The organism is Bernardetia aquimarina, from assembly GCF_042180575.1.
Taxonomy (GTDB): Bacteria; Bacteroidota; Bacteroidia; order Cytophagales; family Bernardetiaceae; genus Bernardetia.
On sequence record NZ_CP170094.1, the window covers coordinates 628,699 to 654,579 of the forward strand.

Genomic DNA, 25,881 nt, shown 5'->3' on the forward strand with positions numbered 1-25,881 from the left:
TCAAAAACTTCTCTTCAAACGAATCCAAATATCTGTATTTCGTCCTTTATTATCAGTACAAGAGATTTTAGTTTTACCATTTTTATCTTGATTATCTGTAAACTCAAAAGGACTAAAAAACACTCTTTCATTGGGCTTACTTTCTTTCAAAAAACGATTATTAATATACCAAAAAACGCTACTAATATCAGAAGCTGTACGACATTCTAATAAAAGCTGTGTCGAATCATCATCTAAAATATATTCTCTATTTTCAAAAAGAGATGTGATTTGAGGAGAATTTTTATCTTTAAAAATATGCGTACAATTTGGATTATGAGGTGGAACGCTACGAATTGGTAAATTTCTATTTAGATAATAAGAAGTAAGTTCTGGTTTTATGTTTGGGAAATATTCTGTTTTATAGCTTTTTCCATTTTCAGCATTATCTTTTGGAAGGCAAAAAGAACAATAACTTATTTTATTTTCAGAAGTATTACTAACAAAAACCTTTTTTAAGTGCTGACATTCATCACTTTGTGAAATCGTCGGAATATAAAAATCCTTCAAAACACTCTCACAAAAATCAGCAGGAACTTTCCCTGTTTCACTACACACCAATCGCTGTTTTAAAGTTTGGGGTTGCTTTATTGCTTCATCTGTCGCTGCATAATCCACACTTCCAAAAAGTTGAAATAAAAGTGGCGTTGCGACTTGCGCTCCTGTCAGATATTCAGAACTCTGCCCATCAAAATTTCCCACCCAAACCCCAATCGTATAATGAGCATTGTAACCAATACTCCACGCATCTCTACGACCATAAGAAGTTCCTGTTTTCCAAGAAATTTTGGGAACATTCTTACTATTTTGATAATCAGAAGGAAAATCTGGACGTTCTACTTTTGTCAGAATATCCGAAATCATATAAGCTGATTCTTCTGAAATAAGCTGAAAAGAAAAATTATCTTCAGCAATAGAATGACTTTGTTTGTTCGTTTTAGTGTTTTTTTTCTTTAAATAATGAGGTTTTTCAAACTCTCCTTTTGTAGAAAAAGCAGAAAAAAGTCCGACCATTTCCTCCAAAGAAACCCCACAACCACCCAAAGCTAGTGAAAGTCCTAGTTTGTGTCTATCGGCTTCAATCTGAGAAAAACCAGCATCAGAAAGCTTCGAAACCATTTTAAAAACACTCAACTCTTTGAGCGTGTTTACAGCAGGAACATTCAGAGAATACGCCAGCGCAATTTCTACACTTACCTCCCCATTAAAATTTTTATCAAAGTTTTCAGGTGTGTAACCATCGTAATCAATCGGAACATCAAGTAATTTTCGTTTTGGTGTCAGAAACCCTTCGTCAAATGCCATTCCGTAAATAAGTGGCTTTAATGTACTCCCTGGAGAACGATAAGCTTGAACTCCGTCCACCTGTCCACCGTGCAAAGAATCTAAAAAATCTTGCGAACCTACATAAGCACGAATTTCTTTTGTCCGATTATCGACAACTAAAATAGCTGAATTATAAATACCTAACTTGCCTAATCTTTTGGTATAATTTTGAGTAATCTGTTCTACTTTTTGCTGAATAGTTCGGTCTAAAGTCGTTTCTAAAACATTTTGATTTGGGTATTTTGAATGTAAAAAGAAAGAAAAATGAGGAGCTTCTCGGTTCATTTTTCTAAAATTAATATCTAAAGGCTCGTCTAAAGCATCATTTATATTTTCCGTTTTGAATAAATTATCTTTCTTAAAACGCTTTAGCCATTTATTGCGTTCCTTGATAATTTTTTGAACTGTAACTAAATAATCTTTATCAGAATTGGTAGAAAATCCTAGCGTAGTCGGACGATTTGGAACAATGGTAAGAGCTGTAATTTGTGCCAAACTCAATTTCTCAGGTTCTTGACCAAAATAAAGGAGGGAAGCCGATTTTACACCTTCAATATTTCCACCATACGGAATTAGATTGAGATAAAGCTGTAAAATTTCGTCTTTTGAGTAATTTAATTCTAACTGAAAAGCTCTAAACGTTTCAATAACTTTATTAAAATACGTTCTTGACTTTGGATTTAAAAGCCTTACAACTTGCATAGTTATTGTAGAAGCTCCAGAAGTTCGTCTTCCTGTCCAAATATTTCTAGCTGCTGCCCGTCCAACAGAAAATGGATTTACACCAAAGTGATAATAAAACCAACGGTCTTCTTTATATAAAATCGTTTCTTTTAAAGTTGGACTGATTTCATCTAGCTGAGTTTGAAAACGCCATTTATCATCTTTGCTCAAAAAACCATATACTATTTCACCTTTTCTATCCAAAATAAGTTGAGAATATGAAATATCTAACTTAAAAGGAAAAAAATAATTGCATACAAAAAATAGAATTACGGTTGAAAGTAATCCGATGATTCCTATTTTTAAAGATAGTTTGAAGGATTTTTTGAGGAATTGTTTTATCATTTTTATAGCATTTTTTGCGCCCATTCTGTCCAAGAACCATCATAAACTGTTTTTTTTTGATTAGGCAAAACTAACTCTGCTGCTAACAAAATAATACAAGCTGTAATTCCAGAACCACAACTAAAAATCAATGGTTTATCTTGTAAATTCAATCTTTCAAAGATTATTTTCAACTCTTGTTCAGATTTATATTTCCCTTCTTGTAGTACATTTTGAAAAGGAAGATTAAACGAATTAGGAATACTTCCACTTTTAAGTCCTTTTCGTGGCTCTTCTTCTGTTCCATTAAACCTACCTGCTGAACGAGCATCAATAACATATTCTTGTTTTGTTCCAATATTTTTCTGAATAAATTCAATATTCCTAATATATTCAGATTGAATATTAGCCTCAAAATTATTTTCTACTGTTTCATTTGATGTAATTATAGATTCTGTTTCATATCCATTTTCCATCCACACATCCAAACCACCATCTAAAACTGCAATATTTTTGTGTCCCATTGCCTTAAACATCCACCAAACTCTAGGACTTGTATAAATACCCAAATTATCATAAACAATAATTTGACTATTTTTATTAATACCTAATTTTCTACAATTTTCTTCAAAATATCTTGCTGATGGAAGCATAGAAGGCAAATTACTTGTTGTATCACTAAACTTTTTTAAATCAAAAAAACGAGCATTTTTAATTTTTAGATTTTCAAACTTAGGCTTTAAATCTGCTTTATTATTGCTCTGACTAGCATCAAGAATAAATATATTATTGTTTGATAGATTTTGAGACAACCATTCTACTGAAACTAGATTTTTCATTTTTGATAATTTGTTATTTTTTGAGAAATTGTTTTACTCATAGTGAAAGTTACAATTTTTCTTAGTTAGATTTGGTAAAATTAATTAGCAAAAAAGAAATATGAATCCTAAAAAAGACAGCGTTCAGCTTTATTCTTATGTTGGTTCTCAAGAAATATTTGATTCTATCAACCTTGATTTTATTGGCTATAAAATTTTCAAAAGTGATGATATATTAAATTGGATTGAAACAACTTCTCAAGAATTAATCAATGCTAGTGTAATTGCAACATTCATCATTAATGAAAATCATGAACTTGTAATTAATGATAGACACTCTGAACATGTGCTTTGTGCAGGTGGAAAAAAGGTTGTTTCAGCAGGGGAAATAACATTTTTTTTTGAAGAAAAAGATAAAATTTCAATCAATGAAATCAGTAATCAATCAACAGGTTATTGTCCAGAACCTAAGTCTTGGAAATATGTAAATGAAGTTTTAAGCAAATTAGGAATAGAATATCCAAATTATTTTACACTAGACTTTGATTTTAGACTTTGTACAAACTGCCAAACTATCAACCTCATTAAAGAACAAGTTTTTGAATGTCAAATGTGTGGAAATGAGTTAAATTTGGAATGGAATTTTGATAAAATCTAGTTCAAGTATCAAATATTTGAACTAGATTTTATCTTTTTTAAACAGCCACAGCAATTTTTATAGCTTCAAATTAAAAATAGAATTCATTTCTTTGTTAAGTTCTAGCTTTTGCTTGTTCGAAGTGATTATTTTTTAAATGTTAATTTACTGAACTAAAAATAACTTCTTGATTCAAACAATAAGATACAAACATAGGAAATTACTTGTTTTCATTAATAAAAACCTAAATTTCATCTCCAATAAGCTGCGCCACCAAACGCCCAGAACGCATCGCAGCATTCAAAGAACCATTCAGAAGATAATCGCCACAACGGTACAAACCATCATGTATTTTCAAATCTTCCATAGAAGGCGTGTGTTTTACAGATCTTTGATTGGGTAGAGCATAAGGAATAGGATACGACTTCAAAAAATCCCATTCGTAAGCGTGCGTTCCATACCAAAGACTTAATTCTCTTCTCGCTTTTTCTACTAATTCTTCTTCTGTAAAGTTTTTATTTTCATCATCTGTAACAATGGAAACAGAAAGCAATGATTTATCAATCGGTGCATAATCCGAAGAAATATCACTCATGACTACAAAATTATTTACCAATCGTTTTTCTAAAGAATTCAGACACAAAATAGGACGTTTTACGATAGATTTATCCATTGAGAAATACAAATTTGTTGTTCCTCTTGTATTTTCATTTTGTGTAGTGTTTGCTTTGTACGATTGTGCCAGTTCATTATCAAAACCGTTATTATTTGTTGCAATCAGAATCGTTTTTGCTTCAAACTCACTTCCACTTTCTGTAGTAGCTTTATTTTTATTAATCGAAACTACTCTTTCATTTGTAATAATGGCATCATCTAGCAAAACACTAGCAAGCTGACGAGGAATTTCTTCCATTCCCAAAGCTGGAACTGCTCCATTTCCATTCGAAAACATTTGAAAGACAAAATCAAACATTCGATTAGAAGTTTCTAAATCTTTTTCTAAAAATATTCCTGCCAAAAATGGATTCAAAAACTGTTCTATCAAAGAACTTTTGAAGTTGTAATTTTCTCTAAGAGCTTGGTAAGTAGTAGTTTCTGGCTGTGTAAAAATCTCATGTACATTCTTTCCATTGATTTCTGTTTTCACCAAAAGCATACGCAGTTTGTCTGCCCATGTTCCTATCGGATTTGCAAGCGTAGAAAGCGTTTTGGATGGATTACGAAAAGGGTCTGCAAACTCAAAAATGCCTTTATCGGTATGCAAAAGCGCACCTGCATCGATTGTTCGGAGCTGTAGTTTTGAATAATTCAATGCTTTTTGAGCCTCTGGATAAGCTGTCAGAAGAACTTGAAAACCTCTATCCAAACGAAAACCATTTATAATGTCCGTTTTGACTCTCCCTCCAATTCTGTCACTGGCTTCAATGATTTTGATAGAAAGTCCTCTTTTATGTAGTTTTCTTGCAGCCGTAAGTCCTGCAATTCCTCCTCCAATGATAAGTACGTCGGTCATATTTTTGTTTTTGTAAAACAGACATTCTTGTCTGTTTGTATTTTTTATTTATACAGAATGATAAGTCTATAATGCTTTTTAAATCTAATCAAAAATACGGTTTCTTGTTCAAAATTATCTAAAAATTGTTGATTGTTTTTAATTTACTCTTCTTTTATCGAAAATCTTCAAGTAAAAACATTTTTCATTTTGAACTAAAACAATGAAGTTGTAAATTAACTTCTTAAACTAGACATAAATCAGCAGCATAAGTAAAAAAGAATCAATCAAATAGAATGAAACAATATATTAGTGTAGAAAATTTTATCCCAGATGATGCGCTTTTAGAAGCCTATGAAGAAGAAACCTTTCATTATATTGATACAATAATGGAACGCTTTTTACTGATTTATATGGGTTTTAGTGGTATTTTAGCTATTTCTTTTTCTCAAGAGTTTGTAGAAATTTACTGGGTTTTGCCTAATGTAGGTGCTTTTTTGAGTTATCATTTAATTAAGCGTTTTGTAATGCCTCAAGATTCTCGCTACGTCTTGACGGCTGTTTTGGCAATTATGGGAGTTTTGTATTTGATACAATTACAAGGAGCTTTTTATATTCATTTTGTATTTTTTATTACTCTTACCGTTTTAGTTTTTTATCAAAACTGGCGTATTCTAGTTTTTTATGCTTCTCTAACTGGAGTTTATAATATTATTTGTTTTATGTTGTATAGCATTTTTGGGCAAGAAGAAATTAAAAATTACTTTCTGAATATCGAAAATTTAGATTTTCAAGTTGCATTTTTTGGTTCTCTTTTAGGTGCAGCACAACTCTTTATTGCAATATTTTTTGCAGGTTATCTCAAAAAACAGACAGACCAAGATGCACGAAATAAAATTTACCTTAACGAACAACTCAATTTTTCAGGTAATTTAGAATTTGCCAATCAGATTGCAGAAGGAGAGCTTAATTCGGAGTTTAAACCTGCCGAAAATGACGTAATGGGAGAAGCTCTTCTAAATATGAGAAATAGCTTAAATACTTTTGTAGAAAATGAAAGACTGAACAAATGGCGAAGCGATGGAGTAGCACAAATTAGTGATATTTTGGTTTCTAGTGAATCATTAAACATCCTTTCTCAACAGATTTTGAATAAAGTAGTTTCTTATTTGGGAGCGCATCAAGGTATTTTTTATTCTTTGCATAAAGATTCTTACAAACACGAACCTTATTTAAAGGCAACAGCAGCGTATGCTTATGATGATATTGAAAAATTAGACCAAAAAATTCTGATTGGTGATGGTTTGGTCGGACAAGTAGCACAGTCTCAAAGTCCAATTTATCTCAAAAATCCTCCTCCTCATTTTTTTAAAATAAAATCTGCTATTGGCGAAGCTCCTCCACAGGGTCTGATGCTTGTGCCTTTACAATTACGTGAAGATTTGGTAGGTGTTTTGGAAATTGCCTTGTTGCGTCCTCTTTCTGAACATGAACGTAGTTTTTTAGAAGAAATTTCTAGTCGTATTGCAGCCACTATGATTGCCCTTCGCTCGCAGGAAGAAAACAAACGATTATTAGAAGCATCTCAAGAAAATGCAGAACAAATTGCATCTCAAGAAGAAGAAATGCGTCAGAATGTAGAAGAATTGACCAGTACACAAGAAGAACTCGCCAAACAAATGCGTGAAACAGAGTACATTAAAAATGAAGTTACGGCACAGTTGGAAGCTCTAAATCTTTCTGCTTTGCTCATTCAACTTGATGATAAAGGGCGTATTATTTCTGCTAATGAGCGTGTTTCTGATGCTATTCGTAGATATGAAAATGATTTAGATGGTCTTAAATTATCAACATTAATTGATGATGAAGAGCATTTACAATCGTGGGAACGAGTTTGGGCGCAGGTTCAGCTTGGTGAAATAGGACACTTAGTATTCAAAAACAAACGACCAGATAAAAGTCATTCTTGGATTGACCTAACGATTGCTCCTGTACGAGATAAAAATCAAAAAATCTATAAATATATTGCCATCGGACACAATATTACTCGTCAGATGAAGCAAGATGCCAGACTAAAAAGATTACTTAAAGAAACTGAAGAAGCTAGGGAAAAAGCGACTTCGGCAAGTCGTCAGAGTCAAGAGCAGTTAAGAGCGATTGATAACTCAGTAGCTATGTTAGAAATGGATGGCAAAGGAAAAATACTTCAAGTAAATGAAAATTTCCTACAAATTATGGGTTATGATGACAAAAATGATTTGATAGGAAAGCATCATTCAGACTTGGTAGAAAAAGAAACTGCTCTTACTGAAGAATATTTGGATTTGTGGCAACAGTTAAGAGAAGGACAAACGGTGGAAGGAACTTTCCAACGAAAATATAAAACTGGAAAAACAGTTTGGGTAAGAGGAAGCTATACACCAGTTCTCAATGCAAAAAATGAACTTCAAAAAGTAACAAAACTAAGTTATGATGTAACTGAATCCAAAACTCAACAAATTGAGCTTGAAAATCTGTTGGAGCAAATGACAGCGCAAGAAGAAGAAATGCGTATCAGTATGGAATATTTGCAAACAGCACAAGAAGAACTAGATTATAAAACAAGGGAATTCAAAGATTTTCATGATTTTATCAATGATTTTAATATTGTTATTGATTTTGATAAAGATGGAAATATTCTGACAGTTAATAATCTGTTTGAAGAAACAACAGGTTATCATGACGATGAAGTTATGGGACATAGCTATTCTGATTTTGAAGAGTTAGAAGGGAATGAGACCTTCGAACACCTTTGGAAAGAAACCATAGAAGGAGATTATACAGAACGAATTGTAAAATTAAAAGCTAAAAACAAATCAATTATTTTTCTCAAAACATTCTATATTCCTATCAAAGACCAAAACGGAAATGTAACCAAAATTATAGCTGTAAGTGATGATATTACAACCCAAAAAGAACAAGAAAAATTAATTCAAAAAAATATAACTGATTTAGAAGACCATCAAGACCAATTAGAAAAAAGAGAAAAGTTTTTAGAATCTCTACTTAGTATTCTTGATGAAATTCCTGCACTTGTTGGGCGTGCTACATTAGGTGGAAAATTGGAAATTGTCTATGTAAATGAATATGGCGAAGACCTTATTGGTTATGATGCCAATTTTATTAAAAAGAATGGTTTTGGTGGTTTTATTCATAAAGATGACATACCAAAGCTAACCCAAATCACAAAAGAAAAACTAGCAAAAGGAAATAGTTATTCAGCTTCTTTTAGAGTAGTTACCAAAAACAAGAAAGTAAAAACTGTTTGGGAATATGCTCAAAAGGTAGATTTCAATGGACAAGAATGTATTGACTTTTTTATTATTGACCCAAGTATTATTTCTAAAAATGATATGTAATACTATTTCATAATTGGATTTCGAATTTCCCCTATTGTAAAAAGTATGATACCTATTTTTGTCGTTGGTGAAGACATCAACAACAACTATTTTATACTTTTGGTTCTTTGACAATTTTTGCACCTACTCGTTTTCGTCTATCATTTGATATTTTGAGAATTGTAGGGAAAAGACGTGTCTTTTCCCTACAAATAAAAATCACTAGATATGACAAAATGAATGACATTCAAATATCTCATAATTAGAACAAAGTGCAAAAATTGTCAGAGAACCATACTTTTTTTAGGATTAAAAAAACTTGCACTAGTAAAAAGCAACAAAATGAGATGCCTCTTTTACAACAACACCTTATTTTGAATAGAAATTTATTGAGTTTAATTGGGATGGCAAAATATTATCTAAATTACCGAAACTCTAACTTTTTTCTTCTTCAATTTTACATTATTTACTTTTGGTAAAAGTTCTTTTAGAATTTCTTTTTTTACAGAAACGAATGCACAATCATTTTTTAGTTCGATAATTCCTAACTGCTCTTTTTCGATATTTCCTTGTTTGAAAAATAACCCTGCAATATCACCTTTCGAAATTTTATCTTTTCTTCCTCCAGAAATAAATAAAGTTATCCATTTAGAAGAATTAGGAAGCTGTTTTTCTGTAAGATTTTCTGTGTTTAAGTTCAATTCGTCAATAAAATCAGGCAAATTTTCTTCCTGTGAAGATAAAATATAAGCTGTTCCTTTGCTGTTCATACGAGCCGTTCTTCCGTTTCGGTGCGTAAACTCTTCTTTTCTTTGAGGCAAATGGTAATGAATAATAAAATTTAGTTCTGGAACGTCAATTCCTCGTGCTGCCAAATCGGTTGCTAATAAAATTTTATACGTGCCATTTCTAAATTTTATCAACGCTCGTTCTCGTTCTACCTGTTCCATTCCACCAAAAAAAGTACCATAAGAGATATTATTTTCTGATAAAAAATTACTTATTCTTTCAATAGAATCTTTATAATTACAAAAAACAATTCCATTTTCATTTCCAATATGTGCCAAAAGTTCTAAAAGTGTATCTAATTTATCTTTGCTGGGAGAAGCAACTAATTTGAGTTGTAATTTATTACTCTTCTGATTTCCATCTAAATAATCAATCGTAAGAGGCTTCTTTAACCCTACAAAACTTGGAATTTCTACACCTTGTGTGGCAGAAGTTAATATCTTTTTATTGACCTGTGGTAAAAGATTCAAAACCTCTTTCATTTCACCTTCAAATCCTATTTCTAATGATTTATCAAACTCATCTAAAACTAATGTTTTGATAAATTTTGTTTCAAAGGCTTCTCTTCTCAAATGGTCTGCCACTCGCCCCATTGTACCTACCAAAACGGCTGGTCGGTGCTTGATTTCTAGTCTGTCTTTTGAGCCTGCACGCCCTCCGTAAACAGCATTTACTTTAAAACCTGTTCCCATTTCACGCATTACTTGTTCTATTTGGATGGCAAGTTCTCTTGAAGGAACAACAATTAGAGCTTGTATTTCTTCTGTATTTTTATCTAAATTTTCAATGATGGGAAGTAAAAAAGCAAGTGTTTTTCCTGTTCCTGTTGGAGAAAGCAAAATAACTTCATCAGAAGAATGAATGGCAAGTTTTGCTTCTTCTTGCATTTCATTGAGTTTCTTAATTCCTAATTTTGATAAAATGGCTTTTTGATTTTTGATAGAATTTGACATAACAATTATGAATTGAGAAATGAATAAGAAGTTTTAAAATTTTGTATTTTTTGAGAAATGAAACTACCTTTAAGATAGAAGATGCAAATTTACGAATAAATAGATTGATATTTTGCCTAAAAAAACCCAATGAATCCTATAAAAGCCCCCATAAAACTTTTCAAAAAGTGGTTGAGTGAAGAGGAAAAATACTCAAAAACAAGTGTTCCTACAGCAGTTTGTCTATCTACCATCGGCTTGGATGGTTTTCCAAATGCACGGTTTGTTTCTCTTAAAGAAATAGTGAAGGACAGTTTTATCATAACTACTTCATTTGATTCTAGGAAAGGACTAGAAATAGAAAATACTAATAAAGTTGCTCTGACTTTTTGGTGGACAGAAACTCAAAGACAAGTCAGAATACAAGGAATTGCAACCAAAATAGATAAAGAATTAGCTCAAAAGTATTTTTATGAAAGAGATTTAGATTCTCAAATTGTATCTTTAATTTGCCAACAGGGAAGAGAAACGGATGATATTAAGGCTCTTGAAAAAGAAATTATTAAAATGACTTTAACAAATCCCAAAATTGAAATGCCGAAAAATTGGGGTGGTTATTCCATTGAACCAATCAGAATAGAATTTATGGAATTTAGAAAGACACGTTTTCATGATAGAAGACTATACGTAATGGAAAATAATAAGTGGACTTTAAAACAACTTCAACCTTAAAACAGACAAAATGAAACTATTCGGATTTGAATTTGGCAATACATCAAAAAAACAAGAATCTAGCAAAAAAGAGAATCAAAAAGTAGATTTTCATAAAAATAAAGAGGGCAAATTTCCAGTCATTACACAAACAGATAAAGAATGGGTAGAAATGAGTTTTAAAGCATTTATTGAGACTTACGGACTTCCTAAAAAAGAAAATGCACAAGTTTTGTTCGATAAAAATTTCTTTCCAAAATCATTTAGTGCTGAAAAACTAACTGTTCCAAATCTTATAGAAGACTTATCAACTTTATTAGAATTAGACGCTAATAAAATTGATTTTGTTTTGGAAAAAGATATTTCAGATGCTTATGGAATCCCTTATTCAGCAGAGAACATCAATAGCTCTGAAACGATGATTACAGAAGATGGTTATGTTATTTGCATTCCGAATGAGCTTACTAAACGACCAAATGGTCTTTTACTTAGCCTTATAAAAGAGTTTATCAGAATACGTTTGATAGAAGATAATTCGGGCATTGAGCAACAAGATGATTTGTTTTCAGAGTTATTTATCTATTTAACAGGGATTTACTTTGGTTTTGGAGTAATTTTTTGTCAGAGTATTATTAGTGGTGGCTACTCAACAGATGGTATGTGGGAGACAAAATGGAGCTATGTTTCGCCGATGCCAAAGGAAGTAATGACCTACTCGTTGGCTCTTTACTGTGGTTTGGTAGAAGAAGAAAATTTTGAGTGGAAGGAAACGGTACACCCAACTATAAAACTTCAATTTGAAAAGGCAATGCAGTTTTTAGAAAAATATCCTTCTTCATTACTCAATCCAGCAGAACTAAAAGCTATGCGTTTGATTGAAAAATCATATCAAGAATACGATAAAAATAAATTTGATTTTTCTATTTCTCTTGCAAAGGAAGCCCTAACACTAACCAATAGTTCTGTTGTACAAACGGCAATTCTTAATAGTATTGGATACTCTCAAATTCGGAATGGAGACTTAGAAGAAAGTATAATCAATTTTGAAAAAGCTCTTGAATTAGAACCTAACTTTGGTATTGCAAACGATAATTTGGCGTATGTTTATGTTAAGTTAGGACAACTAGAAAAATCAAAACAGTATCTTGAAGCAGCAATAGCCACAGAAAACAATGATTTGGGACATCATAATATGAATGTAGCTTTGTATTATACTGCAAAAGGAAAAAGTGAAAAAGCAGAAGAATATTTTAAACTTGCTTTTGAAGAAGCTAGTTATTATCCAGTAGAGTTATTAGAATTTAATTATGGTCTTTTCTTATTAAATCAAGATAAAAAAGAAGAAGGAATGAAGTATTTACAACTAGCTATTGATAAAGATGAGCCAGAAGCAATTCAGTATTTGAAGAAACTAGAAAAGTAAACACTTTAATCTTGATTATTTTCTTGAAACGAATACAGTCATTTATATAACAATTCTGATTCACCAAAATAAAAAAAGGTCTTAGAAAAAGACCTCAAAAAAAATGAATTAATAAAAACATCATTCATTCTTATTCCATTTATTTTTTACGAATTTTCACTTTAAAAATAAATTGTTTCTTCTATATAAGAGAGCGTTTCGTGTCTATGGATTTTGATAAGACTGGCTGCACCAAATTTGGTTTCTATTCTGTATAAATCTTTTTCACGATAAAATTTACCATCTGGTGCAGAATATACTACATCGTGTTTGCACGACTGAAAAAAATAAGAGGCTTGTTCTAATAATTCTTCAAAATTTTCTCTGTTCATAATCAAATTGTCGTTTAAAATAGATAATTGAATGAAATATAAAAATGAGATAAAAACCATCTGATTTTCTAACTTTATGAATGCAAGATGCAATTTTGTATTTTAATAAGAAAATAATAGATATTATATTTGAATAAATTTTAAATGAATAAAATACTAATTAGATTGCTAAATAATTAACAAGCGAAAATGATTAACTATTTGAGTATTTTAGCGTTAATAAAAGCTATACCGAAAACTATACATATTATTTTTACGTACTGTGTATAACCAAGTAGTTATTATAAACAAAAAAAATTAAACCAATAAATTACCTATGTGGGACTATCTTCTCTATAAATTAAAAGACAAAATGCGTCTTGATGATGACAATGAGCGTGCTGATAAAGTCATCGAAAACTCTGTTATTTGGGCAATGGCAGCTTCACTTATTCCGATTCCTTTGGCTGATATGATTGCCGTAACGGTCATACAAGCTGATATGGTCAGAAGATTGGCAGAAATAAATGATGTAAAACCAAATAATGCAAATATAGAATCTTGGCTCGGAACACTTTCGGGTGGAGTATTATCAAAACTAGGAGCGCAAGCTCTCAAACTCATTCCAGGATGGGGAAGTATTGCTGGTGGTGTCGGAATGGCAGTTTTGTCAGGAGCTTCAACTTACGCAGCAGGAAAAACATTTGCCAAACACTTTAGAGAAGGAGGCGACTTAGAAAACTTTGATACAGAAGCTGTAAAAGGTTTTTATGATGAGCAACTTATCAAAGGACGAGATTTTGCCAAACAAATGAAAGATGAAGTAGAAAAACGTGCAAAGGCTGCTTATGCAGAGTTTTCAGGTGAGGAAGTAAAAAAAGAAAATGAGAAAGATTTTGATTTTGAAGAAGTAATGGATTTTGAAGAAGTGGTGGATGAAAAATTTCAAAAAAATACAACTACTACCAATCCATCAACAAATCAAAATGCTAATCAAAACACAAAAACGAGTTCTACTTTTACTGAAGAACCTCCTCATCAAGCCAATCCAAATAAACATTCTGCCCAAAAAGCTCCAAAAACAGAAAATACACCTCCAGATAGTGCAACGAATAAAACAAATGCAGCAAATCCATCTTCATATCAATCTGCAAAAGAGTCAGCCAATGCTCTTGCAGAACTTAGACAATTAGCAAGTTTGAGAGATAAAGGAATCTTGACAGAAGAAGAATTTCAGCGTTTGAAAGGAAAATTGATGGAAAAGTTATAATCAGACTTTTTAAACAAAACATAGGTTGAATTGATTTTAAAGGTATATTTTTAATCAAAAAATCAATTCAACTCATTTTTTAAACTTATAGATTTATTATGCAAAGCAAAAAAACGCTTATTCTTGGAGCAACTCCAAATCCTACTCGTTATGCTTATTTAGCAGCCGAACGACTTACAAATAAAAATCACGAAATTGTACCAGTTGGGATAAAACAAGGTGAAGTTTTTGGAAGTCAAATAGAACATAAAACTCAAAATAATGACTTAACTATTCATAATGATATTGATACCATCACACTTTATGTAGGTTTGAAAAATCAACCTGAATGGTATGATTATATTCTAAAAACGAAACCAAAACGAATAATCTTCAATCCTGGAACAGAAAACCCTGAGCTCATGAAAATGGCTAGAGAACAAGGAATTGAAGTGGAAATCGCTTGTACATTGGTAATGCTAGGTTCTGGACAATATTAAAAAAGACAGAAGTAGTTTTAGGCTATTATAAAATTGGTTTAGGCATTTATGTTTGAGCCATTTTTTTATTACCATTTATACAATTTTTAAATAGCTATACTGGCTTTCAGTTCATAATTTTTAATTCGTAATTAATTTCACCATTTGTCAGAATACAAAACTTCTCCCTTTTGATTGTAATAATAAACGATTATAGTTCCATTTTTCAGATAATCCAAGCGAGCAAAACCATAATTAGAGTAAGCAAAAGAAACTTTTTTATCTCTTTTATAATTTCGTTTCACAAAAGTTTTTTTCGAACCAGCACCACTATTTATTTGTCGCCAAATATGGACATTTTCACCTTTTGTATAAAGATTAAATTTGTGATATTGTAATGTATGTTCGTGTCCAGAAACATAAACTAAATTAGGGTGTTTCTCAAAAATAGAAGACAAATTTTTCTTTAAACCTTGATAACGAGGGTTTGAAATATCTTGTTCTGAAAAACCCATTTTTCGCATCAAAACATAAACAGTTCCCAAAATAGGCAAAGGAATATATAATTTTTTCTTAAAATCTACCAAAGGAAAAAGATGAGAACGTAAGGAAAATTTCCCTCCATGCGAACTTTCACTTTCTAACAAGTGATGTGCTGCAACGATTACTTTTTTGGTTCTATTTGCTGTAATCAGACTATCCAAATGAGCATAAATTTCTTCATTTGTTTCCAGTTCACAATCAGAAGATTTCTTTTTTTGAATCAAGTACTGTGTATCTAAACAAATCAAAACAATACTATCCGACAAGTTGAGAAGTGTTGGAGTACTACATCCATTTTTTGGAAGGTAATTATAACCTTGTTTGGTAATGTAATTTTGTTCTTCTACCACAAAAGTTTGTTTTTTACCTTTTCCCCAATCGTGATTTCCTGCTACAAAAATGATATTTTCTTTTTTATGATTTTCTACAATTTTGAGTTGTGAATCAATGTGTTTTTCTGCTTCTAATCTTTCTAAAAGTAATTTTGAATCTTCTTTTATTTCTTCTTTTGGAATTAAACCATACGGATAAATATTATCTCCCAAAAAAATAAGCGTGGAAGAAGGATTTTGAGAAAGTTCTTTCTTTAAAGATAAAAAAATAGGGGTTAGTGAATCGCTATTTCCTGCATCACCTAATAAAAAAATGGTTTTGTCAATTTCATTTTTATCATAATCAATAGAAAAATTAGGAATAGGTTCAACTTTAGAAACACTTTTACAAGACAAAATAGCTAAACAGAAAAAACAAAAAATAAAAAAACGAGATAAGAAACTAGATAGAAGTAGCATTTTATAGAAGTTCAATATTTAAAATAGTTTTCTTGGAGTAATATTGTTTTTTGTAAAGGAAGTATCTGCTCAAAATAATATTCTTTTTTATTGTTCTACTTCTAACAAAAATGACCTTATCTCAATCTAAATAACAATAAAAAATGATTCGTAACAAATGAAAAATCATCTACCACGAACCATTTTTTATTGAGATATATCAAAATATTCTATAAAAGACTATTTCCTTTTATTTCCACCAGTAAAAATACCAATAACAAAAAGCAAAACAATCGCTCCTACTGTTGAAGTAATAAGATTTCCTAGAAAACTAGCCTCTACCATGATATTCAGTTTGGTAAAAATCCAACCTCCAATAGAAGCTCCAATAATACCCACAATTAGATTGACAATTAGACCTAATCCTTTTCCACGCATCACTTTACCAGCAATAAAGCCAGCCAAAATTCCAATAATAATTGACCAAAAAATTCCCATGATTTAAAATATTAAAGTAAAAAAAATAAATCGTTAGATTGAAGATATAATTGTTTTTTAAACGTAAGAAAATCTATTGAGGTTATTTCAAATGCTTTTTTAAGCAAAAAAAATTTCACTCTGCATATTTTGTTAGTTTCACTAGGCTAAAATATCAATAAGATTTGTGATGTTTGATATCATACTACTAGATTTTTAATAATTGCAGTACAGGTCAGTCTCGTAGAACAGACCGTTTGTAGTTAAATTTCTTCTATTTTACTGATAGTACGTCAAAATACACTTAAAGTTCTTTCTCCCATTTTAATTGATGTTTATTTATTTCTAGCTTCTTCTAAAGTTGCTTTAATTCTTTTTTCTGTTTCGGCAATAAGTGATGTAGAGCTATTCCCTTCTTCTAGCCAAATTTTCATATCAATAGGTTCTAATACTTTCAAGAAAAAATTAATCCCAAACGGAATTGGCTTAAATTTATAGCGTTGCATTTGCCAAAAATTATCGATTACCACAGGAACAATAATAGGAGGATTTTTTGCCATGCTTTTAAACATCATCAGCATTCCTGCAGGTTTAAAATCTAGCATTTCTCCATCTTTAGAACGAGTTCCTTCAGGAAAAATACAACCTGCATAATTATTTTCTTCTATATATTTTGAAAATTGTGTCATGGCTGTTAGTGCTTGTTTTCTATCTTTTCTATCAATCAAAACAGAACCTCCATGACGCAGATTATACGAAATAGCAGGCGTTCCATACTCTAATTCTTTTTTACTCACAAATTTTGGATGGTACTTTCTGAATGTCCAAAGAATAGCAGGAACATCATAAATACTCTGATGATTCGAAACAATAATGATAGGTCGGTCAGTTGGAAGATTGGGTTGTTTCATATTTGGCAGTCTTGCGCCTAATGTATATAACCCTTGCATAAGCCAAAAAACCATATAATCTACACTTTTTTTGTGTCCTTTATAGCCCCAAAGATTTAGAGAAATAACTTGCAAAACGTGAAAAATACAGAGCGTAAGATAAAAAACAACAATAAAAATAGGTGTTGTAATCCAAGAAATAAGTTTGTGGAAGATATTCATTTTATGATAATTGGTTTTCTGATTGTCTGTTTTAGTAGTTTTTGATACAAAGTTGCTTATTTTTTCTTGAAAAAACACACTTTTTGAAATGAAAAAACGCTATTTCAAGTTTTTGAAATAGCGTTTCAATATACCCATTAAGGAGGCTATGCGATTGTTGGGGTATTTTTATATTTTTTTAATCTCCATCACCACTATCATACGTAATTGTAATTCCTAAAAGGGAAATCATTTCACTTTTGAAAAAACGAGTTAGTTTTTGTATTTCTGTCAGAACGTTATTTATAGCTGTTGGATTTGAGCTAATTTGAGTTTGTAAATCTTCATTTGGTAAAAGGTTGATTACTTTTTTGACTTCCTCTAACTGTGCTTTGGTTTCCAAAACGATTGCTTCTCCACCTTCTACTGACATCAAATATTCTTCAAAACCGATTCCATCTTGTCCGTTTAATGATTTTCCATACCAAATACGTTCGATATTCTCAAAATGAGCTTTCAAAAACAAAATAGATTCTTTGCTATAATAGGCTTCTACCAATGTTGGGTCAGCTTGCGTTTGTCCTGCTCGTCTTCCTAAAGGCAAACCTAATTTAAAATTTTTGATACTCTCAAAACTCTTATTCCACTCATTAAATAAAATAGAAACACCACTTCCTGCGTCTGTTCCTGTGTTATTTGTGAATGTTTCTTTGTAACCATTTGCCCAAGAATCATTTACTTTTTTTACTTCTGTTTGAATATTTTGAACTACGGCAAGCAAATATTCTTTTCTATTTGGGTCTGTATATTTTTCTACTACATTTGTTTTATTTTCTTTATCAAAAAGCAAATATTCTGCACCCAAAAAACCTCTTGAATCTCTATCAAAATTAGTTAATGAAGAGTTTCCAGCACTGATATAATTTTCAATTTTGGTTTCACTGACAGGAAAAGTTCCTACATTTTCTACAAGAGAACCGAGTGTTCCTTGTGCTGCACCAAAATTATAAACGTTGGCATCTTGAAAAGATAAATAAGCTGATTTCCAAGCAGTTTGAGCAGCTTCTAAGGTAGAAACGGATGGGTTTTGAGTAAAATTTTGAGTTGCTTCTACAAGTAAATTTGTATTACTTTCTAAGTTTTGATAGGACGGAATAATCAAATTTGTAGCTATATTTTCTAATAATTCTTTTCTATCAAATTCTGTTTTTTTGGTTTCTGTATCACTTCCACACGCAGAAAGTCCGAAAAAAGAAAGAGTTGTAAAAAAAAGAACGTAAAATTTAAAAAAAATATTTTTCATAGATTTAGTTGTATATATAGATAGTATGAGTTTTAAAAATCATTAAAAAGCAAACAACTTAAAAGGCTGTTTTTGCGTATATGATAGAATTATCTTAATTCTGATTAGTATTAAAATAGAAATTAAATAATCGCTATTTTTGTTTAGACTAATTTTAAATAAGGTTTTAATTTTCGACAAAAGTACACTCTACGCCTTTATTTTGCAAATCTGTTTTCAATTTTAAAAAATGCCCTATAATTCCCACATATTAAATTCAACTCATTCTCATATCATTGGAAGAACCGACTCAATTACAGGTGATGCTGTCAAAGAAAATGATAGGATTGTTTTTTGTGCTGTTTGTAAATCTTGCTTTTTAGAAGAGAGTTGGAAATATATGAATGAGCAGCATTGTGAACAAAATCAAACACTTGATGCTGTTCCTGCTTTGCCCTCTACACTTGTTGTAAAAAGACAAGGTGAGGAACTTTTGGCTGTTTTGAATGATGATAAAAATTTTACAAAAAATTCAAATTCTTTTATACTAAATGGTTTACTTTTAACTCTTCCCCTCACCCAACTTTTTGAAGAACTTTCAGATAATTTTTCAATTTCTCTCTTATTATCCATTATTTTAGGTTTTTCATTAGCTTTTTTTATCGGAAAACCCAAACAAATAAAAAGAGGAGAGAAAGATATATATCTTTTTGAAGATAAATTAGACATAGAAAGAGTTTTTTTTTACTGGAAAGACATAAAGCAAATACAGTTTGAAAGAAAAATGGGAGATTATACTACACGTTATTTATCCAAAACTCCAACTTTATCTATTTACCTCAAAGATGGAACAAAACAAGTCAGAATTCTTCCTACAAAAGATTATATAAGTATAGATTTATTCTTAAAGGGACTAGCAAAAATATCAAATTATACAGAGGTAGTTTTTTATACTGAACATCCACAGGAATATGAAAACAGCAAAAAAATCAAGAAAAACACAAAGGGACATCTCCTCATAAAAGAACCTACTAGATTATTAACTGACTCTGATTATCCTCATCAATTTTAAAAAAAATGTCTTACCATTCCCACAAATTAAATTCAACTCATTCTCATATCATTGGCAGGACTGACCCTATTACAGGCGATACTGTCAAAGAAAATGACAAGGTTGTTTTTTGTGCAAATTGTCAATCTTGCTTTTTAGAGGATAGTTGGATTTATATGAATGAAAGTCATTGTGAGCAAAATCAAACGCTTGAAACTGTTCCTGCTTTGTCTTCTAAAATTGTTGCTAGAAAAATAACAGAAGAGCTAATAGTTGAGCTACAAAAAAGAGTTAATACACTCATATTAGGGCTTCTATTTACTTTAATTTCTTTACTTAGCTTTGGATTTTATTATGACGGTCAAAAAGCAACATTAGAGATTGGAATGGTAATGTTTTTAGGTTCTGCCTTTGTAGGTTTTACATCAGGCTTTTTACTTTCGACAAATTTATTCAGAAAAATTATAGGATTTAACAAACAGGATATGCGTGTTTTTCAAAACAAACTAGAAATAGGAAAAGAAATATTTTATTGGAAAGATATAAAACAAGTTAAGTTTCAACGAGAAATGGAGGTTATACCTAATGGAAATTATCCAACAACATCTAAAATCCCAACTTTATTTATTTACTTCCATGATGAAACAAGACAAATCAAAAACCTTCCTACAAAAGATTATGCTACAATAGAGTTATTTTTGAAAGGATTAGCCAAAATATCAAACTTTACAGAAGTATATTTGTACAGCGAGCAATCACAAGAATATATAATTATTAAAAAAATAAAAGCACACACCAAAGGAAATATCACCGTAGGAGAGCCATTTAGATTATTAGCTGATTCTGCCTATCCTAACCAATTTTAAAGAAAATGTCCTACCATTCCCACATACTAAACTCCTCAACTCACTCTCATATCATCGGCAGAACTGACCCTATTACAGGCGATACTGTCAAAGAAAATGACAAGGTTGTTTTTTGTGCTGTTTGTAAATCTTGCTTTTTAGAGGATAGTTGGATTTATATGAATGAAAGTCATTGTGAGCAAAATCAAACGCTTGGTTCTGTGCCTGCTTTGCCTTCTACACTTACTATTAAAAATAGAAGTAAAGAAATGATTACTGAATTAAGGAATCAAGGAATAAATTTTAATATTGTAGTGGCTACTTGTATTTTTTCTTTTTTAATCCCTTTTTTTGGTTTGAGTACATCTAATGCCTTCGATATAAAATCGGCATTTACAGTTTCATTATGGATAACAGGACTGTTAAGTATTCTATCTGCCCTACTTACATCAACAGAGTCATTCAAAGAATTAGTAGGAAACACTAAAAATAATATCCGTATTTTCAGAAATCGAATTGAAATAGGAAAAGATAGTTTTTCGTGGAATGATATAAGACAAATCAAATATCAGCGAGAAATGAATCATGATTATGTATTAGACACACCTTGTTTATTAATTTATTTTGAGAATGGGAAATTTTTGAAGAAAAGTTTGCCTACTAAAAGCTATAAAAAAACAGCTGTTTTTCTAAACGGATTAGAAAAAATATCTCATTTTAAAGCCGTATTTTTTTATAGTGAAAGTTATGTTGAAAGAGCAACTATGATAAACATTCAAACAAAAAGTGATGGGAAAATAGAAATAGGAAAGCGTAGAAGGTAATAATAGAAGATATATTTATATTACATATTTAAATACAGTGTAACATAAGTTTGGCGATATTTTAAAAATATTTTTGATGACAAGTTTTATCAATAAAACAAACTGTCAGACACTTTCAGAAGTGTCAGTACAGTTAAAGAACTAAACTATCTAAAACTTCTGAACAGCTTTAGTCCTCAACGAAGTTAAAGTGTCTGATAGGAATAAAACAATCTCAAAATATAAACAAACTTTTGAAACAGTGTATTAAACTTAAATTCCATAAATGTCTTACCATTCCCACAAATTAAATTCAACTCATTCTCATATCATTGGCAGAACCGACCCAATTACAGGCGATGCTGTACAAGAAAATGATAGGGTTGTTTTTTGTACTGTTTGTAAATCTTGTTTTTTGGAAGATAGTTGGGATTTTATGAAGGAAAGACATTGTGAGCAAAGTCAAACACTTGATACTGTGCCTGCTTTGCCTTCTAAACTTACTATTAAAAATAGAAGTAAAGAAATGATTACAGAACTCAAAAATACAGGAATAAATATTGATTTTGTAGTGGGTGTTGTATTTGTTACTTTTCTAGTTTCTTTCTTTGGTTTGGCTACATCAGATACTTTTTTTGCTTATAGTTTGACAGCAACATTTATTGGTTCAGTATTTACAACAACAATATCAGCTATTTTGTCTAGTATTCTAAGTACCTCACAAACATTTAAAAGAATAGTAAAAAATGATAGAAATAATGTTCGTATTTTCAAGAACCGAATAGAAATAGGAAAAGATCATTTTTCTTGGAGTGATATAAGACAAATTAAGTATCAACGAGAAATAGTTGTTTATCAAGGACAAGAAGGACAAACAATTAGTACTTACACACCTATTATATTGATTTATTTTAATGAAGGGAAGTTTCTACAAAGCCGTTTGCCTACTGCCAATTATGAGCGTAACAAATACTTTTTGGAAGGATTAGCAAAAATTTCACATTTTACCGAAGTATTTTTTTACAGTGAAAGTTTTGAAGAATTACAAACGATGGATGCCATTCAGTCAAATAGTAATGGAAACATACAAGTAGGCAAACCTAGAAAAATAATTGATTATAGAGGAAAATCTGTATTCACTACATCAGACTGATAAAACTCCTAGAAAAATAGACACTATTTCATATTTCAATCAAAAATTTATGTCCTACCATTCCCACAAATTAAATTCTGTTTATCATTCTCATATCATAGAACGAACCGACCCAATTACAGGAGATGCTGTCAAAGAAAATGATAGTGTTGTTTTCTGTTCTATTTGTAAATCTTGCTTTTTGGAAGATAGCTGGATGTATATGAATGAACAACATTGTGAACAGAATCAAACGCTTGAAGCTGTTCCTGCTCTACCTATAAAACTTATTGCTAAAAAAGGAAAATCACAATTAATTACAGAATTATTGAGTTTGGAGATGAATTATGATGCTATCATAGTAGGTGCAATTATTCCTTTTTTTCTTACTTTATTTTCTATAAGTGCAATAGAACTTAATTTTGAAATAGAATTAAACTATGGAATTACGCTGTTGGCTGGAGTTATGGGTGCAATGTTGGCTGCTATGATGAGTTCTACTACTCAATTTAGAAAAATAATAGGGAATCATGAAGATGATGTACGTATTTTTAGAACCTATATTGAACTGGGAAAAGAGCGTATTTCTTTAGATAGGATAAGACAAATTAAATACCAACGAGAAACATATGTAGAACGAGTAAATGACAGAGAAATATATACTCAAATTTTTCCTAGCTTGTTGGTTTATTTTGACACTGGAAGTTTGACAAAAAAAGTTTTACCTACTGGAGATTATAAAAAAACAGCTACTTTTTTGAGAGGATTAGAACAAATATCTTATTTTAAAGAAGTCTTTTTTTATAGTGAAAACCAAAATGAATATGAAACCATGCAAAGAATTCAATCAAATAGTAATGGACATATAGTGATAGGAGAACCTGCTAGATTATTCCATTAACTAACAGAAATAGCCTATAATTAGAGATAGTACAGTATTAAATTTTAATAACTGACATACACAATTTAGTATCCTGTGGAACAGAGGACACAGTTTTATCTCTTCAAATGCTGATCTGTGAGATACAAAACAGCATTTTATCTAAAATCAATTAATAAAATAAAATTTAAACATACTCTTAGATTTTTAAAAAAAATACGTATCTTAATACAATTTAAGATAGGCAAAAAACAATTTTTACTTTCTTTATTGATTTTTTTGATGAGATACGTATTTTTATTCTTACTACTTCTATTTTCCTCTTCATACTTATTTGGACAAAATGATTCTATCAAACAAATCATTTTTGGTTCTGATTATGACTACCCTCCTTATGAGTTTATCAATAAAAAAGGTAATTATGATGGTTTTCATGTTGATCTAATACGTGCCATTGGAAAAGAAATGGGATATAAGGTAGAAGTAACTCTTGGAAACTGGACACATATTAGAGAAGAATTGGAACAACCAAATGGAAGAATAAATGTATCAGATATGATTTATTCAGAAGAAAGAGCGCAAGTTGTAGATTTTTTACCTCATCATGATATTGTTTCTTATGTTATTGTGAGAAATAAAAAAAGTACTCCCATAAAATCCATTGTTCAATTAAAAGATAGGTCTATTGTCGTAACTTCAATGGCGATTGCAGATGAATACATAAAAAAACAAGAACCAAGTATAAAAAGAATTCAGTCTGTTACTGATTTGCATGCTCTCAAAATGGTTGCTTCAGGAATGTGTGATTATGCGCTTATCAATCAATATACAGCTCATAAATTTATAGAGGAACACAATTTGGATGATTTGGCAGTAAGTGAAGATTTTATTTTTTCAAAAAATCTATCTTTTGTTATCAAAAAAGGAAATAAAAAACTAGCCCAAGATATTGAGGAAGGAATGAACCGAATAAAAGAAAATGGAATTTATTCAGAACTTTATGTTAAATGGTTTGATAATGAAAAAGAAGCCTATACACTTTTACTAAAACGATTAAAATGGTTTGCCATAATTTTTATTTCTCTTATCGTTATTGTAGGTAGCTGGGTTTGGACATTAAAAAAACAAGTACAAAGAAAGACAAAAAAACTTCAACAAGAAGTAGTAGAACGCCAAAAAATGCAAAGATTACTTTTTGATAAAAATGATGAGTTAGAAAAAAGAAATTATGAATTAGATAAATTTGTATATAGTGTTTCGCATAATGTACGTTCTCCGATTGCTTCTGCTTTAGGTTTGGTCAGCATTATTCAATTAGAATTTGAAGAGAATGAAAACCTTTCTTTTTATGTTTCGAATATTGGAAAAAGTCTGCACAAATTAGATTATTACGTAAATAAAATTTTAGCCTATGTAGCCAATAAAAACTTTAAAGTAAAAAAAGAACGCATCCATTTTGATGGTTTGATTTCTCAACTAATAGAAGAAGCAAAGTTTTTGGAAGGTGCAAATGAAGTAGGTTTTGAGAAACAAATTATACAAGAAGTCAAATTTTATTCAGATACAAACCGTCTTTATACAATTTTGGAATGTTTGATTGCTAATTCGGTAGAATATAGAGCAAAACGAGAAGAGCCTTCATTTGTCAAAATTTCGACACGAGTTACACGAACCCATGCTTCGATTACGATTGAAGATAATAGTGAAGGGATTGAAGAACAACAACTAGATAAAGTTTTTGAAATGTTTTATAGAGGAAATGAACGTTCGAAAGGAACAGGCTTGGGGCTTTATGTAGTCAAACAAACCGTTGAACAACTTGAAGGAACACTTCAATTACAATCCAATTATAAAAAAGGCTCTATTTTTACATTACAAATTCCTAATCTAGGAAAACAGGAAGTTTTGCCTGCCCAAACCTAGATATTTTTCAAAAAAGTAAATTAATCATAAGTCAATTATTTTTTCATTATCTAAATTAAATGTATAAATTGTTCTTTCTTACCTTTTAATGGTATTTGGGTGCATTACAAAAATAAAAACAGGGTTAAAACCCTATCGATTACCCACAAGTCTAAAATAGGTTGTTTTTGCATAAAATAGTTTCCAAAACAATGGAAATGTTAAAATTTGTAGGGCAAAGGCTTGCCTTTGACTGTATTTGTATTCTTTTCAAACTAAAAAATGACTACCTAACTTGTCAAAGGCAAGCCTTTAACCTACAAATACACTATCTGTGTTTTACGTTTAAAAACATGTGGGTAAACAGTAGGGTTAAAACCCTGTTTATGCGACAGTTTGTTATGCACCCTAGTATTTAGACTAAAATATTATTGTA

The 25,881-nt window shown here is 30.6% G+C and carries 21 protein-coding genes; 12 read left to right on the forward strand and 9 right to left on the reverse strand.

Annotated features, from left to right (window positions below):
• Positions 1 to 2,433, reverse strand: a complete 2,433-nt coding sequence (gene pbpC / locus ACE193_RS02555; RefSeq protein ID WP_375561455.1) for a penicillin-binding protein 1C — start codon at positions 2,431 to 2,433, stop codon at positions 1 to 3.
• A 2-nt stretch (positions 2,434 to 2,435) separates the two neighbouring features.
• On the reverse strand, positions 2,436 to 3,251 hold the full coding sequence (locus ACE193_RS02560) for a sulfurtransferase (RefSeq protein WP_375561456.1): 816 nt from the start codon (positions 3,249 to 3,251) through the stop codon (positions 2,436 to 2,438).
• A gap of 100 nt (positions 3,252 to 3,351) precedes the next feature.
• Between ACE193_RS02560 and ACE193_RS02565 the strand changes: the two genes are divergently transcribed.
• The gene (locus tag ACE193_RS02565; protein WP_375561457.1) at positions 3,352 to 3,888 is read left to right on the forward strand and encodes a hypothetical protein; all 537 of its coding nucleotides are present in this window, start codon (positions 3,352 to 3,354) and stop codon (positions 3,886 to 3,888) included.
• Between the two features lie 223 nt (positions 3,889 to 4,111).
• On the opposite strand, the gene ACE193_RS02570 is transcribed toward ACE193_RS02565, so the two are convergent.
• Complete coding sequence (locus ACE193_RS02570) at positions 4,112 to 5,380, reverse strand: protoporphyrinogen/coproporphyrinogen oxidase (protein WP_375561458.1); 1,269 nt, start codon at positions 5,378 to 5,380, stop codon at positions 4,112 to 4,114.
• A 275-nt stretch (positions 5,381 to 5,655) separates the two neighbouring features.
• On the opposite strand from ACE193_RS02570, the gene ACE193_RS02575 reads away from it, so the two are divergent.
• A complete protein-coding gene (locus ACE193_RS02575) occupies positions 5,656 to 8,757 on the forward strand; it encodes a PAS domain S-box protein (protein WP_375561459.1) in 3,102 nt (1,033 codons plus the stop codon).
• 398 nt (positions 8,758 to 9,155) lie between these two features.
• On the opposite strand, the gene ACE193_RS02580 is transcribed toward ACE193_RS02575, so the two are convergent.
• Positions 9,156 to 10,478: a DEAD/DEAH box helicase gene (locus tag ACE193_RS02580; protein WP_375561460.1), complete on the reverse strand. Its 1,323-nt coding sequence runs from the start codon at positions 10,476 to 10,478 to the stop codon at positions 9,156 to 9,158.
• A gap of 129 nt (positions 10,479 to 10,607) precedes the next feature.
• On the opposite strand from ACE193_RS02580, the gene ACE193_RS02585 reads away from it, so the two are divergent.
• On the forward strand, positions 10,608 to 11,189 hold the full coding sequence (locus ACE193_RS02585) for a pyridoxal 5'-phosphate synthase (RefSeq protein ID WP_375561461.1): 582 nt from the start codon (positions 10,608 to 10,610) through the stop codon (positions 11,187 to 11,189).
• Between the two features lie 10 nt (positions 11,190 to 11,199).
• Positions 11,200 to 12,591, forward strand: a complete 1,392-nt coding sequence (locus ACE193_RS02590) for a tetratricopeptide repeat protein (RefSeq protein WP_375561462.1) — start codon at positions 11,200 to 11,202, stop codon at positions 12,589 to 12,591.
• 161 nt (positions 12,592 to 12,752) lie between these two features.
• Here the strand turns inward: ACE193_RS02590 and ACE193_RS02595 are convergent, their stop codons facing one another.
• Positions 12,753 to 12,962: a hypothetical protein gene (locus ACE193_RS02595; RefSeq protein WP_375561463.1), complete on the reverse strand. Its 210-nt coding sequence runs from the start codon at positions 12,960 to 12,962 to the stop codon at positions 12,753 to 12,755.
• A gap of 316 nt (positions 12,963 to 13,278) precedes the next feature.
• Here ACE193_RS02595 and ACE193_RS02600 point away from each other — a divergent pair, with 316 nt between their 5' ends.
• Positions 13,279 to 14,211 (forward strand): DUF697 domain-containing protein, encoded by a 933-nt coding sequence (locus tag ACE193_RS02600; RefSeq protein WP_375561464.1) that lies wholly within the window; start codon positions 13,279 to 13,281, stop codon positions 14,209 to 14,211.
• Between the two features lie 98 nt (positions 14,212 to 14,309).
• Entirely contained in the window at positions 14,310 to 14,690 is a 381-nt protein-coding gene (locus ACE193_RS02605; protein ID WP_375561465.1) for a CoA-binding protein, read from the forward strand.
• A 137-nt stretch (positions 14,691 to 14,827) separates the two neighbouring features.
• On the opposite strand, the gene ACE193_RS02610 is transcribed toward ACE193_RS02605, so the two are convergent.
• The 4 genes from ACE193_RS02610 to ACE193_RS02625 form a co-directional block, all read right to left on the reverse strand.
• Positions 14,828 to 16,003 (reverse strand): metallophosphoesterase, encoded by a 1,176-nt coding sequence (locus ACE193_RS02610; RefSeq protein ID WP_375561466.1) that lies wholly within the window; start codon positions 16,001 to 16,003, stop codon positions 14,828 to 14,830.
• A 219-nt stretch (positions 16,004 to 16,222) separates the two neighbouring features.
• Complete coding sequence (locus tag ACE193_RS02615; protein ID WP_375561467.1) at positions 16,223 to 16,480, reverse strand: GlsB/YeaQ/YmgE family stress response membrane protein; 258 nt, start codon at positions 16,478 to 16,480, stop codon at positions 16,223 to 16,225.
• 314 nt (positions 16,481 to 16,794) lie between these two features.
• Positions 16,795 to 17,571, reverse strand: coding sequence for a lysophospholipid acyltransferase family protein (locus ACE193_RS02620; RefSeq protein WP_375561468.1), 777 nt, complete (start codon positions 17,569 to 17,571; stop codon positions 16,795 to 16,797).
• Between the two features lie 178 nt (positions 17,572 to 17,749).
• Positions 17,750 to 18,853 (reverse strand): imelysin family protein, encoded by a 1,104-nt coding sequence (locus ACE193_RS02625; RefSeq protein WP_375561469.1) that lies wholly within the window; start codon positions 18,851 to 18,853, stop codon positions 17,750 to 17,752.
• Between the two features lie 229 nt (positions 18,854 to 19,082).
• Here ACE193_RS02625 and ACE193_RS02630 point away from each other — a divergent pair, with 229 nt between their 5' ends.
• From ACE193_RS02630 to ACE193_RS02655, 6 genes are all read left to right on the forward strand, one after another.
• Entirely contained in the window at positions 19,083 to 19,904 is an 822-nt protein-coding gene (locus ACE193_RS02630) for a hypothetical protein (protein ID WP_375561470.1), read from the forward strand.
• Between the two features lie 5 nt (positions 19,905 to 19,909).
• Positions 19,910 to 20,749: a hypothetical protein gene (locus tag ACE193_RS02635; protein WP_375561471.1), complete on the forward strand. Its 840-nt coding sequence runs from the start codon at positions 19,910 to 19,912 to the stop codon at positions 20,747 to 20,749.
• A gap of 5 nt (positions 20,750 to 20,754) precedes the next feature.
• Positions 20,755 to 21,552, forward strand: coding sequence for a hypothetical protein (locus ACE193_RS02640; protein WP_375561472.1), 798 nt, complete (start codon positions 20,755 to 20,757; stop codon positions 21,550 to 21,552).
• Between the two features lie 265 nt (positions 21,553 to 21,817).
• Positions 21,818 to 22,684 carry a hypothetical protein gene (locus tag ACE193_RS02645; protein ID WP_375561473.1) on the forward strand — a complete coding sequence of 289 codons (867 nt, stop codon included), beginning with the start codon at positions 21,818 to 21,820 and terminating at the stop codon, positions 22,682 to 22,684.
• A gap of 49 nt (positions 22,685 to 22,733) precedes the next feature.
• A complete protein-coding gene (locus tag ACE193_RS02650) occupies positions 22,734 to 23,564 on the forward strand; it encodes a hypothetical protein (protein ID WP_375561474.1) in 831 nt (276 codons plus the stop codon).
• 261 nt (positions 23,565 to 23,825) lie between these two features.
• The gene (locus ACE193_RS02655) at positions 23,826 to 25,466 is read left to right on the forward strand and encodes a transporter substrate-binding domain-containing protein (protein ID WP_375561475.1); all 1,641 of its coding nucleotides are present in this window, start codon (positions 23,826 to 23,828) and stop codon (positions 25,464 to 25,466) included.
• Positions 25,467 to 25,881: the final 415 nt, after the last annotated feature.